Here is a 12,954-nt window from a genome sequence, read left to right as displayed (position 1 = left end):
CGTAAGACCGAAAATTGGTTGACCTATTTACCCCCTTTCTGAGACCTCTGTGTGAAGGCATCTGCAATCGTATCGCTTCTAGTGCAGATAGTGGGTAAACTGATACAGTTACTTAGACGTTTCATCAAGACTGGATTCGTTACATCTTAAATTTTCCTTCCCGGCGCTGGAGGATTTGGCATCGGCTATGATGGGTCGGTATGGCGAAGGACAAAGGCCTCATTCCGCAATCGCAAGATTTCAACGAATGGTACAACGAGGTGGTGCTCAAAGCCGATCTGGTGGACTACGGCCCGGTGCGCGGCACCATGGTGGTCAAGCCCTACGGCTTTGCCCTGTGGGAAAACATCCAGCACGAACTGGATCGGATGTTCAAGGAGACCGGCCACCAAAACACCTATTTCCCCCTGTTCATTCCCATCAGCTTTTTGCAAAAAGAAGCCGAGCACGTCGAAGGCTTTGCCCCCGAACTGGCCGTGGTGACCCAGGCCGGCGGCGAAACCCTGGAAGAGCCCCTGGCGGTGCGCCCGACCTCCGAGACCATCATCGGGCACATGTGGGCCAAGTGGATCCGCACCTACCGCGACCTGCCGCAACTGTTGAACCAGTGGAACAGCGTAGTGCGTTGGGAACTGCGAACCAAACTATTCCTGCGCACCACCGAGTTTTTGTGGCAGGAGGGCCACACCGCCCACGCCACCCAGGAAGAGGCTGAGGAAGAGACCCGGCGCATGTCGGGTGTGTATGCCGCGGTGCTGCGCGACTGGTGCGCCATTCCGGGCTGGGAAGGCCCCAAGACCGAGTCGGAGAAGTTTGCCGGGGCGGTCTACTCGATTAGCTACGAGGCCATGATGCGCGACGGCAAGGCCCTGCAGTCGTGCACCTCGCACTACCTGGGCCAGAACTTCGCTAGGGCCTTCGATATCCAGTTTCAGGACAAAGACCAGCAGAACAAGTACGTACACACCACCTCCTGGGGCTTCACCACCCGGGTGGTGGGGGCCATCGTGATGACCCACGGCGACGATAAGGGCCTTATCCTGCCACCTCGGCTGGCGCCGATTCAGGTGGTGATTGTGCCGATTTACAAGGCCGATACCCACGAGGCCGTGATGCCCGCCGTGACCCAACTGGCCGACCGCCTCAAGGCCGCGGGTATCCGGGTTTTCCTCGATGACCGCGACCAGTACAGCCCTGGCTACAAGTTCAACGAGTGGGAGCTGAAGGGCGTGCCGCTGCGCCTCGAGCTGGGCCCGCGCGATGTGGAGGCCGGAACCGCGGTGCTGGCCAGCCGCCTGGGGGGCAAGGAAACCGTGCAGATTTCCGAGCTGCTGGGCCTGCTGCCGGCCCGGCTCGAGCAGTTCCAGCGCGACCTGTACCAGCGGGCGCTGGAGTTCCGCGACGCTCACACCTGGGCAGTGGACAGCTACGAAGCGTTCAAAGAAAAGGTCGAACAGGGCTTCGTGAAGGCCTTCCACTGTGGCGAAAAAGAGTGCGAAAAGCAGATCAAGGCCGAGACCACCGCCACCACCCGCTGCATCCCCTACGACGAGCCCGAGGCCCACGGAAGCTGCATCCGCTGCGGCAAGCCCAGCGCTTACGGCAAGCGGATTCTGTTCGCCAAGGCCTACTGAGCGATGCCGAAAACGTTGAAGGCTACCAGCCCAAAGCCGAAGGCCAAAGCGCAGGGCTCGAGCGGGAGGGAATCGCTCAAAGCCAAAAAGCAACGGGCCGCGCGAATTCTGGCGGTCATGGAGCAGCTCTACCCACAGGCCGCCACCGAGCTGCAGCACCGCAACCCCTTTGAGCTGCTAATTGCCACGGTGCTCTCGGCCCAGGCCACCGATGCCTCGGTGAACAAGGCCACCCCGGCCCTCTTCCGGCGCTACCCCGATGCGTTGGCCCTGGCCCAGGCCACGCCCGAAGAGGTGGAGCCCTACATCAAAACCATCGGCCTGTACCGCTCCAAGGCCAGGAATATCGTGCTGCTGGCCCGCCGCCTGGTGGAGCAGCACGGGGGGGAGGTGTCGGCGGACAAGGCCAAGCTGCGCGCGCTGCCGGGGGTGGGCTGGAAGACCGCCACGGTGGTGCTGGGGGCGGCCTTTGGGGTGCCGGGCATTGCGGTGGACACCCACCTGACCCGCCTGGCTGCCCGGCTGGGTTTATCGGCCCAGAAAGACCCCGAGAAAATCGGGGGTGACCTCGAGCGCCTCTTCCCCAAGGAGAAGTGGGTGTTTGTGCACCACGCCCTGATTCTTTTTGGACGTTATCGTTGCGTGGCCCGCAAACCGCTGTGTGAAGGCTGTCCGATTTATGCAGAGTGCATCAGCAAAGGAGCCTGGTAATACCGGTTCCGCTTGACCCCTGGCTCGAGGGCAAGGCAGTTTTGCTTCTTCCTGAACCTTCCGTAATGATTCGGTAACTGGCTTACGATACCCCTTGGCTAAGGGGGTGGTATGACCAAAGCACAGGGGCGCTGGGAGCACTTTTATCATCAGGCCGATATTGGGGTGCGGGGCATCGGCCCGACCCTGGATGAAGCCTTTGAGCAGGCGGGCCTGGCCCTCACCGCCGTTGTGACCAACCCCGCCCAGGTGCGGGCCATCCAGCCCATCGAGATCGAGTGCGAAGCCCCGCGGGCCTCGCTCTTGCTAGTGGACTTTCTCAACCGGCTGGTCTACGAGATGGCGACCCGGCGGATGCTTTTCAGCCAGTTCGAGGTGCACCTAAGCCCACCCGACCTGGGAGGCGCCCTGAGTCTGCACGCCCTGGCCTGGGGGGAGCCGGTGGACCCCGCGCGGCACCAGCCCGCGGTGGAGGTCAAGGGGGCTACCTACTGCGAGCTCGAGGTCCGGCAAAACCCCGCGGGCGAATGGGTGGTGCAGTGTGTGGTGGACGTTTGAAGGAGGCCCCTATGGATATATCCCGCCTGGTTCAAAAATCCGAGTTTGAGTGGTGGCTCGAGGCCACCCCGCCCATGCGGGTTCCCAGCATCCTGTATGCCAGTGAAGCCCTGCTGCGCGAGATGGACGACAAGGTGCTGGAGCAGATCGCCAACGTGGCCAGCCTGCCCGGCATCGTGCAGGCCGCCTATGCCATGCCCGATGCCCACTGGGGCTATGGCTTTCCCATTGGGGGAGTGGCAGCCTTCCGCGAAGAGGACGGCGTGGTCTCGGCGGGTGGGGTGGGCTTCGACATCTCCTGCGGGGTGCGGACGCTGCACACCGGCCTGACCGTTGCCGACATCGAGCCCATCAAGGACAACCTGGCCCAGGGGCTCTTTCGCCACGTGCCGGCGGGGGTCGGCAGCGTGGGCAAAATTCACCTCGAGCCCGCCGAGCTGGACGAGATGCTGCAAGGTGGGGCCGCCTGGGCCGTAGCAAGGGGCTACGGAAAGCCCGAGGATCTGGAATACATCGAGGAGCATGGCCGCATGGAGGGGGCCCAGCCCGAACGGGTCTCCGAGCAGGCCAAGCGGCGGCAGGCCGACGAGATGGGCACCCTGGGCTCCGGCAACCACTACCTCGAGGTGCAGCAGGTAACCGAGGTGTACGACCCCGCGGTAGCCCGGGTCTTTGGGGTGGCGGTGGGCGATGTGCTGGTGAGCATCCACAGCGGCTCGAGGGGGCTGGGCCACCAGGTGGCCACCGATTACAGCAAGCGGATGATCGAGGCCGCCCATAAGTACGGCCTCGAGCTGCGCGACCTCGAGCTGGCCTGCGCCCCCATCCAGTCCGAGGAGGGCCAGGCCTACCTGGGGGCCATGCGGGCCGCCATCAACTGCGCCCTGGCCAACCGGCAGATTCTGACCCACCTGGCCCGCGAGGCCTTCGCCTACCTGCTACCCCAGGCCGACCTGCGCCTGATTTACGACGTCTCCCACAACACCGCCAAGCTCGAGACGCACCTCATCCACGGCAAGCTGGAGCGGTTGTACGTGCACCGTAAAGGGGCCACGCGGGCCCTTGGCCCCGGCCACCCGGCCCTCCCCGAGGCCTACCGGGCCGTCGGGCAGCCGGTGCTGATTGGCGGCACCATGGGCACCGCTTCATACATCCTGGTGGGCACCCAGGAGGGCGAGGCCCGGTCGCTCAGTTCGTCCTGCCACGGGGCCGGGCGGGCCCTGAGCCGCCACCAGGCCCTCAAGCAGTGGCACGGGAAGGAGGTCATCCGCGAGCTGGCCCAGCGGGGCATCATCGTGCGCAGCCCCTCGCCCCGCGGGGTGGCGGAGGAAGCCCCCGGCGCGTACAAAGACGTCTCGGCGGTGGTAGACGCCGCCCACGCCGCCGGCCTCTCGCGCAAGGTAGCGAGGCTCGAGCCGCTCATCTGCATCAAAGGGTAAAAATCTTTTGGACAGAGCAGGCTTTTAATACCGGTTCCGCTTGAATCCTTCACCTTTGGGTGTAATCAAAGGTGAAGGATTCAAGCCGACCGAAGGGAGTAGGAGTATATTCCGGCAGTGTCGTTTAGACTCTCAAAAGTGAACGATACTGCGAAAATGCGTATAATAAGAAGTCCTTTTGAGTTATTCTCTTAATATTCCCCGGCCACCTGTGGAATAGGGTGTAGCCCTGGGTAAGCGCTGGCTGGGTTAAATGGTGTTTTAGTCGGAGTTCTAACCGGGGGCGGCGCTGATGTTGGGCCAGTTGCATGGCTCCACTAGTATTGAAGATTTCTTATAAAAGCCTCTGGTTCAACCCAAAGTGAAATACCGAGCCTAGCTTTATAGGCCCGGTATATTGAAGAAAAGCTCTCGGGTTACGGCAGGTTTTTCAACCACTGCCGGTACTGCTCAATCTCGCGGCTCTGTACGTCAATCACGCCCTGGCAGAAGCGTTTGAGTTCGGCCCTGGCCGCCTTTTGCAAGCACAGCCTGGACATATCCACGGCATCCTGGTGGTGGGGAATCATGCCCTCTAAGAAGGCCCGGTCGGGTGAGCTGCTGTGCCCCGGCATCATGCCCATCATGGCGGTGTCCATCATGGCCTGCATGTCCGCGCGCATCATGGTCATGTAGCGCTGGCTGGGGGCTACGCTGTACCAGCTTCTAAGCCAGCCGGTAAGCTGGGTGATTTCCTTGTTCTGTACCGCGATAATTTCCTGGGCTGCCTTGCGGATGCGGGCGTCTTTGGAAACCTTCAGGATGGCCTGGGCCATCTCCACCGCCCCTTTGTGGTGGTCAATCATCATGGACATATAGGCGATGTCGAAGTCGCGCCCCTGGAGCTTTTGTAGCTCGGCCATGGACTGCATCCCCATCCCCCCATGGCCGGTGTGATCCATCTGGGCAAAGCCCAACCCCAAAAGAACAATAACCATCCACATCCTATGCAACATATATCCTCCCTTTATTGCGGCTTGCCGAACTTTTCTCATCCTTCTACCTGCAAAACCCCCATCATGCCACGATCTTCGTGCTCGACGATATGACAGTGGTACACCGTGGTGCCAACAAAGTCGCGAAAGGGGATGGCAATGCGCACCACGTCATTTTTCTTTAGGTTGACGGTGTCCTTCCAGGCCCGGTAAGGCTGGGGCCTACCGTTGATCGAGAGCACCTGGAATGGGTAGGTGTGTAGGTGGAAAGGGTGATCCATGTCGGTTTTATTAACCAGCTCCCAAACCTCGAGGGTGCCCCGCCGGGCTCGTACATCAACCCGGCTTGGATCGAACATCTGGCCGTTGATAAAAAATTCAGCCTGCATCATACGCTCGCCCAGCTCAAAGCGGCGGGTGGCCACCACCTTGGTAAGGTCGAGTCGCTCAACCGTGGCCAAGGAAGTAGGTAGAGGCAGTGGCTTGGGGTTGGGTGGAGCAACAATGGTCAGGAGGGTCTCGAGGCGGCTTGGCCCCATCCCCATCATCATACCCTGATGATTCATCATCCCCATCCCACCACCGTGCATCATCATCGCACCCCGGTCGTAGGGCAGGGCCTGTAGGCGGAAGCTGCCTGCACGGGTTAAGCGTACTAGCACCTCGGCCCGCTCACCCGGGGCCAGCAAGAGTTCGGGAAGCTCCACCGGCTTCTCGATAAAACCGCCATCGGTGGCAATCAGGTAAAGGGGGTGGTTTTCTAGGGCCAGCCGATAGTAGCGGGCGTTGCTGGCATTCAAAATGCGCAATCGCAAAGTTCCCCGCTGGGCCCGCAAGATCGGGCGAATTGCAGCGTTGACGGTCAGTAGGTCACCCTCCTTGCCGTTCATCCAGTCCATCGGGGTGAAGGGGGCAATGCGGCTGCCGGAAAAAGCGAAGTCCTTTAGAACCAGTACGTGCTCTTCGGCCCCTTTTAGTTCGGGCATGGCGTCCACGGGGCCCTCCACCACAATGAGACCAAGCAACCCCGCATACAACTGCTCGGCCACCCTCCCGTGGATATGGGGATGGTACCAGTACGTGCCCGCCGAACCTTTGGGAACCGTGAACTCGTACATACGGCTCTGACCAGGCTGAATCTGGGCTAGGGGATCGTCTACCTCGGGCGATACGTGCAGTCCGTGCAGGTGGAGGTTGGTTACCTGGGCCAGGTGGTTGGTGAAGTGAAGCCGCACCGTCTCCCCTTCCCGGAGTCGCAGGGTTGACCCCGGTAAGCCCCCGTAGGTCAGTAGGGTTACGGGCTTGCCGCCTATGGTTAGATTGCTCTCCCTGGCAGCAAGGCTGGCTTCAACCAAGCCTACTTCAGGTCGCCTCACTGAAAGCAACCGGGGCTCGGGGAAGGCCGGGGTTCCCTGGGCCAGGCCGGGCCAGTGGGCTCCTACCAGGGCACTGCCCAGGCCAGCGCCCAGCAGTCTGATGGTGTTGCGTCGGGTTATCTTCATTTTGGAACTCCCCGGGCTTGTAGAAGCATGTGGGGTTATCTATCGCTTCCAACCCCATTGTGGGGAGGGAGCGTTAAGGCTTTGTAAAGCCTTTGGCCTTGGGCAGGGTAAACCAGAAGCAACTCCCCTTGCCCACCTCACTCTCGAGGCCCATCTGCCCGCCCATGGCTTCAACCAGCCCCTTGGCAATAGTGAGACCTACCCCACTGCCCCCTGTGTGGCGGCTACGGGCAGGGTCTACCCGATAGAAACGTTCGAAAATACGGGCCTGGTGCTCAAGCGGGATCCCCACGCCGGTATCGCACACACCAATACGCACCTGGTGCATCTGAAGGCTGGCGCTGAGCACGACTTCCCCACCGGAAGGGGTGTAGCGCAAGGCGTTGGAAAGCAGGTTGGAAAGCACCTGTTGTAAGCGCAATGGGTCGGCCCACAACGCAGTAGAAGAAGGAAGGGGCTTTAGCTTTAGGGCCACACCACGGGCCTCAAAGGCCGTCGCAAAACGCTCGTATGCCTCCTGGAAGGCAGCTTCTACAGGGATGGCCTGAGGGTGCAGCTCCACCGCCTGGGCCTCGATGCGGGACACCAGGGCCAGGTCGTCGATCAGACGGCTCAGGGAACGTACCTCGCGTTCGATATAAATAGCTGCTTGTTCGGGCGGCAAAACCCCGTCTGCTAGGGCCTCGCTGTAGCCCTGCAGTGCGCTCAGGGGGGTACGCAGCTCATGGGCCACGCTACCCAGCAATTCCGTGCGGTGCTGCTCGACTTTTTCCAGGGCCTCGGTCATTCGGTTGAAGTCCTGGGCCAGCGAGGCCAGCTCGTCGTTGCCCCGAACTTTTAGGCGGTTTTGATACTGGCCCAAGGCGATCGCCCGGCTCCCCTGTGCAAGCTGGCGCACGCTTTGGCTGATGCGCCTCGAGGCCAGTCCAGCCATAAGGCCTGCCAGCAACCCAGCCAGAGGAAGCGAGGCCAACCAGGCCGTGGTCAGCGTAGAGCGCAACCCTCGCTCGAGGTCGCTGCGCAGCTCCAAGCTCTGGCTGCCCATCAGAACCATCATCTGCTCGATATGGTTGCGGTAAAACTGGGGTGCAAGCCACTCGGCAAAGGCCAGCAGGGCCAGCAAGGCCACCAGGGCCACCAGCCAGTGGGTAATGAACAGGCGTACAAACATCATTCTCCCCGAAAGCGGTAGCCCACGCCGCGCACCGTCTCGATATACAGGGGGTTCTCTGCATCTTCCCCTAGCTTTTTACGCAAGCCTGCCACATGCACATCCACCACCCGATCTACCCCGGGAAAATCGCTCCCCCATACCCGCTCGAGCAGGCGTTCGCGGCTCCACACCAGCCCCGGATGCTGGGCCAGCGTCAGCAGCAGGTCAAACTCCAGCTTGGACAGGTTGAGGGCTTGCCCTTTCAAAAGGGCTTCACGCTGGCGGGGCAGCAAGGTGAGATCGCCAAATACCAGCTCCTGTTTGAGGCCGCTACGGCGTAATAGGGCCCGCACTCGAGCCACCACCTCACGTGGGCTAAAAGGTTTGGTGACGTAGTCATCCGCACCGAGCTCGAGGCCCTGGATGCGTTCGGTTTCTTCACCTCGAGCCGTCAGCATCAGCAAGGGCAGCTCGGGGTAGTCCCGGCGCAACTCCTGGGCTACTTGCCAGCCTGTAAGCTGGGGCAGCATCAAGTCCAAAATCACCACATCAGCTTGGGGAAGGAGTTGCAGGGCCTCGAGTCCATTGGTGGCCTCCAACACCTCACAGCCCTCTTGCCGCAAATACACCCCCAGCACCTCACGAATGGCGGGGTCATCGTCTACGAGCAAAACCCGGGCCATACCTCTATTCTGGGCCAGACTTGGTTAAGCTTCTGTAAAGAAACTGCGTCATGATGCGCCGGTTTCCTTGGTGAGCTTCCAAGGCCGGGAGCCCACCCCCAGCAGCAGGGCGTTCAGCGTCACGATTACGGTGGAAGCGCTCATCAAGAGCGCCGCCCACTCGGGCCGCAACAGGATATCGTAGCTGTTGTAGAGCACCCCTGCCGCGATGGGGATGGCCAGAAGGTTGTAGATCGCTGCCCAGAAGAGGTTTTGCTTGATCTTGCCACGCACCTTGCGGGCCAGTTGGATGGCCTTGGCCACGTCAGCGGGGTCGTTTTTTACCAGCACCACCTCGGCAGACTCCACCGCCACATCCGTTCCTGCCCCGATGGCGATGCCTGCGTCGGCCTGGGCCAGTGCAGGGGCGTCGTTGACCCCATCGCCCACCATCGCCACCTTACGCCCCTGGGCCTGTAATTCCCTAATCTTGGCGGCCTTGTCCTCCGGTAGCACTTCGGCGATCACCGTATCTATGCCAATCTGTCGAGCCACAGCCTCGGCGGTGCGGCGGTTGTCTCCGGTGAGCATCACCGTCTCGATGCCCAGCGCATGGAGCAGCCTGACCGCTCGCTTGGCCGATTCGCGCACGGTGTCGGCCACCGCTACCACCCCAGCAGCCCGGCCGTCCACCGCTACAAACATAGCCGTCTTGCCATCAGCCGAAAGCCGGGCTGCGTGTTCCTCGAGCGCCTCCACTGCCACCTTTTCCCGCTCCATTAACTTCTTGTTGCCAATGAGCGCCCTTTGCCCATTCACCTTCGCCGCCACCCCGTGACCTGGCACCGAGTCGAATTCCTCCGGCTGGTTCAGGGTCAGGCCCTGATCACGGGCCGCCCGCACGATGGCCTCGGCCAGGGGGTGCTGCGAGGGCAGGTCGGCTGAGGCCGCCAGGCGCAGCAGTTCCTGCTCCACCATGCCCCCAGCAGCGATCAGGTCAGTGAGGGCCGGTCTGCCCTCGGTAAGGGTGCCGGTCTTGTCAAAGACCACCGTGTCGAGGGCCGCGGTGGCCTCGAGCGCCGTCGCGTTCTTGAACAGCACGCCCCCCCGGGCCGCCACCCCCACCCCCACCGTGATCGCGGTGGGGGTCGCCAGGGCCAGCGCGTCGGGGCAGGCGATTACAATGACCGAGACACCCACAGTGAGGGCGAAGATCAGCCCCTGCGCGGCAAAGAAGTACCAGAACACGAAGGTCAGCAGACCCGACCCTAAAGCGATGAACACCAAATACTTCCCGGCAAGGTCAGCCAGGCGCTGGGCCGGAGCCTTGGAAGCCTGGGCGTTCTGCACCATCTGCACGATGCGAGCAAGGGCGGTGTCGGCCCCTACCGCCGTGGCCTCGAAGGTGAAGGCCCCGGTCTGGTTGACGCTCCCCCCGATCACTTTGGAGCCGGGAACCTTGGCCACGGGAATGGGTTCACCGCTGATCATGGACTCGTCAACGTAGCTCTGACCTGAGCGCACCACCCCGTCCACCGGGATCCGGTCGCCAGGTCTGACCATAACCTCATCCCCCACCACCACCTGCTCGAGCGGGATTTCCACCTCCTGCCCCCCCCGCAGAACCCGGGCTGTGGCCGGAGCCAGTCTCAGCAGGGCCTCCACCGCTCGTCCGGTGGCGAAGCGCGAACGCATCTCCATCCAGTGCCCAGCCAGGCTGAAGGTGGTGAGCATCGCGGCGGCCTCGTAGAACACCTCGCTTTCAAAGAGGAAGGTGGCTGCCACCGAGAAAGTCCAGGAAACCAGAATGCCCGTGGCGATGAGGGTCATCATATTGGCCTCGCCGCGCCGCAGGGCTCGCCAGGCCGCACGTATGAAGGGCCAGCCACCCCACCACACCACGGGGGTGCTCAGCAGGAAACCCCACAGCCCCATGGAAATGCCAAAGGGTGGCATCTCGGGGAAACCCAGTGATCCGCCGATGGGTGAAAAGATCACGATGGGCAGGGTCAACAAAAGTGAGACCACAAAGCGCCGCAGCATGTCAGCTACCATCGCCGCCCCATGCCCGGCATGTGCGTCGTGCGCTGGCATGGCCACCTGGTCGTGGGCTTTGGCTGGAGCAGTACGGTGTGCGTGGGGTTCTGCTACAACCCCATGGGCTGGGTGGTGGGGATGGGGGTGTGCGGGTCGCTGCTCATCCGAGCCGACCCTGGGATGGCCGGGCTGGCAGACCGAGGCCGCACATTCCTGGCAGGCGCAGCTATAGCCGCCCCGTTCGAGCCGCTCGCGCAAGTCCTGGGCGCTGATTTGTCCAGGATCGAAACTGATGTGCGCTAGGGCGCGGGTACGGTCGAGATGGACGCTGCTAACACCGGGCAGCCGGGCCAGGTGGCGTTCTAAGTCGGCTTGCTCGGAAGCGTCGTGGCAGTTTTTGAGGCTGAGCTCGAGAATCGCTTCGGGCAGGTGGGGGCTGTGGTCTCTTTTCGACATGACTGAATCTCGTTGGGAGTTGGGAGTTTCTCTTTACTCCATCCCACCTGGGGTGGGGTATTGGCTTAGCTTAGCTCTGCGGCTTACAAGTCACCAACACCCCGCTCGCGCCTATGTGCGCGGGATTCAAAGCTGCAGTGCCTCGGCAATTGCCGCGATCAACTCTTCTTTGCGCTCGTAAGAAGGCCGCAGGAAGACCAGCGTGGCGTTGGTCCAGTCCTGCACGGCGGCGATTTCGGTATCGTCGGGCAGCTTGAGGTGGGGATAGGCCCCGTACTCGACGTACATGTCGAAGCGCTCAGCCACAGCCTCGAGCGCCAGCACCTTGGGCAAGTCGAAGCGGACGACAAAGGGCAGAAGAAAAGCAGGCTTGCCGCAACTGCCGCCCAGCCCTACCATCGGGAAGCCCGCAAGGCTGGGGGTTTGGTACTTGCGCGCGCAGCGCTCGAGAAAGGCCTCACGGTCGCGCACAAGGTTCTTGCTGGCTTTGAGGCTGGCAACATACTGGCCCAGTGAAGTTTCAGTGATTTCCACGGTTTCTCCTCGAATCAAAGTCCTAGCCAGCCACACCTATCCACTACTCGCCCAAGAAGACCCCGTGCCAAGTGTGGATCCAGACCTCGCCGGTATAGGCGCTCACCGAGAGCATACCCTCGATCTCCTTGCGGCCAAAGTCAAAGGTGTAGTAGCCGCTGAAAGCCTGGCCCTCCATGACCCTGGCTCCTGGCAGGTAGCCCTTGAGAAACTGTTCGGCCAGCCTCTGTGCGGCAGCCTTGTCGTAGCGCACAGCTACAGAAGGCTGGCCTTGCATCATGCCCATGCCCCGGCGGGTGTTCCACATCATGTTGGGGGCCGGGCTCGAGGTAGACGTTGCCGGTGTAGCGGTCGGCCAGAATCTCCACCAGCCCGTTCCCCTTGGCATCAACTACCTGGGCATAGTAGTTTTCGCTGAAGCTCATGAAGTCCTTAAGCCTGGCCTCAGAACCGAAGCGTTTAGCGAAGGACTCAAGGCGAACCCTGGCTTCGGCTGGGGGAATGGGCTGGGCTTGGGCGGGGTAAACGCTCATCATCCCCATTCCTCCACCCATCATCCCATCCATCATGCCAGAGCCGTATCCGTAGCCGTGCATCGGGCCTCCATAGCCCGGAATGCCCCACAGGCCCTGGGCAAGGGCTACCCCTACCAAAACCAGGCCTATGATTGCCACCCAGAGCATCTCATGTCGCATGTCAAACCGCCTCACCCGTTCAGCTCGTGCTTCATGCGCTCGAAGGTCTCCTTATCGATCTCCCCTCTAGCGTAGCGTTCCCGCAGGATCTCCAGGGCGCGGTCTCTTCCCTCGCTCGAGGCTAGGCGGGAGAAAGCCCGCGCCAGGAGGTAGACCAGTAGCACCAGGATAGCTAGTTGAATCAGCATACCCAGCCAACCCCAGCCGCCCATCATGCCATAGCCATAAGGCCACCAGTGCATCATCTTCCAACCTCCTTTCTCACCATAGGGGGGTGTTGTTAAGCTGGTATAAAGCACTCGAGTAGACGTTAGGCGCTTCAGCAAGGCCTTTATTCCATTCCCCGCGCCAACTTTCCTATCGTCGCTTGTTCACCCGGCCCAAAGGGCGGCCTGAAAGCGTGCAGGCGTAGCGCGTTGGACAGCACAAACAGCGAGGAGAGGCCCATGGCCGCCCCGGCCAGCAAAGGCGAGAGCAGCCAGCCCGTCAAGGGGTACAGGGCCCCGGCGGCCACCGGGATCAGGAGCACGTTGTAGGCGAAGGCCCAGAACAGGTTGAGCTGGATGTTGCGCGGGGTAGCCCTCGAGCGCTAAGGGTCT

12 protein-coding genes and 1 pseudogene are annotated in these 12,954 nt (G+C 61.9%); 4 read left to right on the top strand and 9 right to left on the bottom strand.

Features of this window, described 5'->3' with window-relative positions; translation table 11 throughout:
* The first annotated feature begins 200 nt into the window (after nt 1-200).
* The 4 genes from proS to WKI89_RS02635 all read left to right on the top strand — a co-directional run bounded on the left by proS (nt 201) and on the right by WKI89_RS02635 (nt 4,342).
* Nucleotides 201-1,634 (top strand): proline--tRNA ligase, encoded by a 1,434-nt coding sequence (proS, locus tag WKI89_RS02650; protein WP_337867675.1) that lies wholly within the window; start codon nt 201-203, stop codon nt 1,632-1,634.
* 3 nt (nt 1,635-1,637) lie between these two features.
* Nucleotides 1,638-2,345 carry an endonuclease III gene (nth, locus tag WKI89_RS02645; protein WP_337867674.1) on the top strand — a complete coding sequence of 236 codons (708 nt, stop codon included), beginning with the start codon at nt 1,638-1,640 and terminating at the stop codon, nt 2,343-2,345.
* A 111-nt stretch (nt 2,346-2,456) separates the two neighbouring features.
* The gene (locus tag WKI89_RS02640; RefSeq protein WP_337867673.1) at nt 2,457-2,903 is read left to right on the top strand and encodes an archease; all 447 of its coding nucleotides are present in this window, start codon (nt 2,457-2,459) and stop codon (nt 2,901-2,903) included.
* Nucleotides 2,904-2,914: 11 nt separating this feature from the next.
* Complete coding sequence (locus WKI89_RS02635) at nt 2,915-4,342, top strand: RtcB family protein (protein ID WP_337867672.1); 1,428 nt, start codon at nt 2,915-2,917, stop codon at nt 4,340-4,342.
* A 416-nt stretch (nt 4,343-4,758) separates the two neighbouring features.
* On the opposite strand, the gene WKI89_RS02630 is transcribed toward WKI89_RS02635, so the two are convergent.
* The 9 genes and pseudogenes from WKI89_RS02630 to WKI89_RS02590 form a co-directional block, all read right to left on the bottom strand.
* Nucleotides 4,759-5,319: a DUF305 domain-containing protein gene (locus tag WKI89_RS02630; protein WP_337867671.1), complete on the bottom strand. Its 561-nt coding sequence runs from the start codon at nt 5,317-5,319 to the stop codon at nt 4,759-4,761.
* Between the two features lie 53 nt (nt 5,320-5,372).
* Complete coding sequence (locus WKI89_RS02625) at nt 5,373-6,818, bottom strand: multicopper oxidase family protein (RefSeq protein WP_337867670.1); 1,446 nt, start codon at nt 6,816-6,818, stop codon at nt 5,373-5,375.
* Between the two features lie 73 nt (nt 6,819-6,891).
* Nucleotides 6,892-7,989 (bottom strand): HAMP domain-containing sensor histidine kinase, encoded by a 1,098-nt coding sequence (locus WKI89_RS02620; RefSeq protein WP_337867768.1) that lies wholly within the window; start codon nt 7,987-7,989, stop codon nt 6,892-6,894.
* A complete protein-coding gene (locus WKI89_RS02615; RefSeq protein ID WP_337867669.1) occupies nt 7,989-8,654 on the bottom strand; it encodes a response regulator transcription factor in 666 nt (221 codons plus the stop codon). Before WKI89_RS02615 ends, WKI89_RS02620 begins: the two co-directional genes overlap by 1 nt.
* Before the next feature lie 48 nt (nt 8,655-8,702).
* Complete coding sequence (locus WKI89_RS02610; RefSeq protein WP_337867668.1) at nt 8,703-11,126, bottom strand: heavy metal translocating P-type ATPase; 2,424 nt, start codon at nt 11,124-11,126, stop codon at nt 8,703-8,705.
* Between the two features lie 126 nt (nt 11,127-11,252).
* Nucleotides 11,253-11,660 carry a hypothetical protein gene (locus WKI89_RS02605; RefSeq protein WP_337867667.1) on the bottom strand — a complete coding sequence of 136 codons (408 nt, stop codon included), beginning with the start codon at nt 11,658-11,660 and terminating at the stop codon, nt 11,253-11,255.
* Between the two features lie 43 nt (nt 11,661-11,703).
* Nucleotides 11,704-12,355 (bottom strand): annotated as a pseudogene (locus WKI89_RS02600) (peptidase M4).
* A gap of 11 nt (nt 12,356-12,366) precedes the next feature.
* Nucleotides 12,367-12,600, bottom strand: a complete 234-nt coding sequence (locus WKI89_RS02595; protein ID WP_337867666.1) for an SHOCT domain-containing protein — start codon at nt 12,598-12,600, stop codon at nt 12,367-12,369.
* A gap of 86 nt (nt 12,601-12,686) precedes the next feature.
* Nucleotides 12,687-12,884 carry a hypothetical protein gene (locus WKI89_RS02590; RefSeq protein WP_337867665.1) on the bottom strand — a complete coding sequence of 66 codons (198 nt, stop codon included), beginning with the start codon at nt 12,882-12,884 and terminating at the stop codon, nt 12,687-12,689.
* Between the last annotated feature and the right edge of the window lie 70 nt (nt 12,885-12,954).

Source organism: Meiothermus sp., from assembly GCF_037443965.1.
Taxonomy (GTDB): domain Bacteria; phylum Deinococcota; class Deinococci; order Deinococcales; family Thermaceae; genus Meiothermus.
Note: the sequence above shows the minus strand (reverse complement) of the source record. Positions and strands in the feature narration are given on the sequence as shown.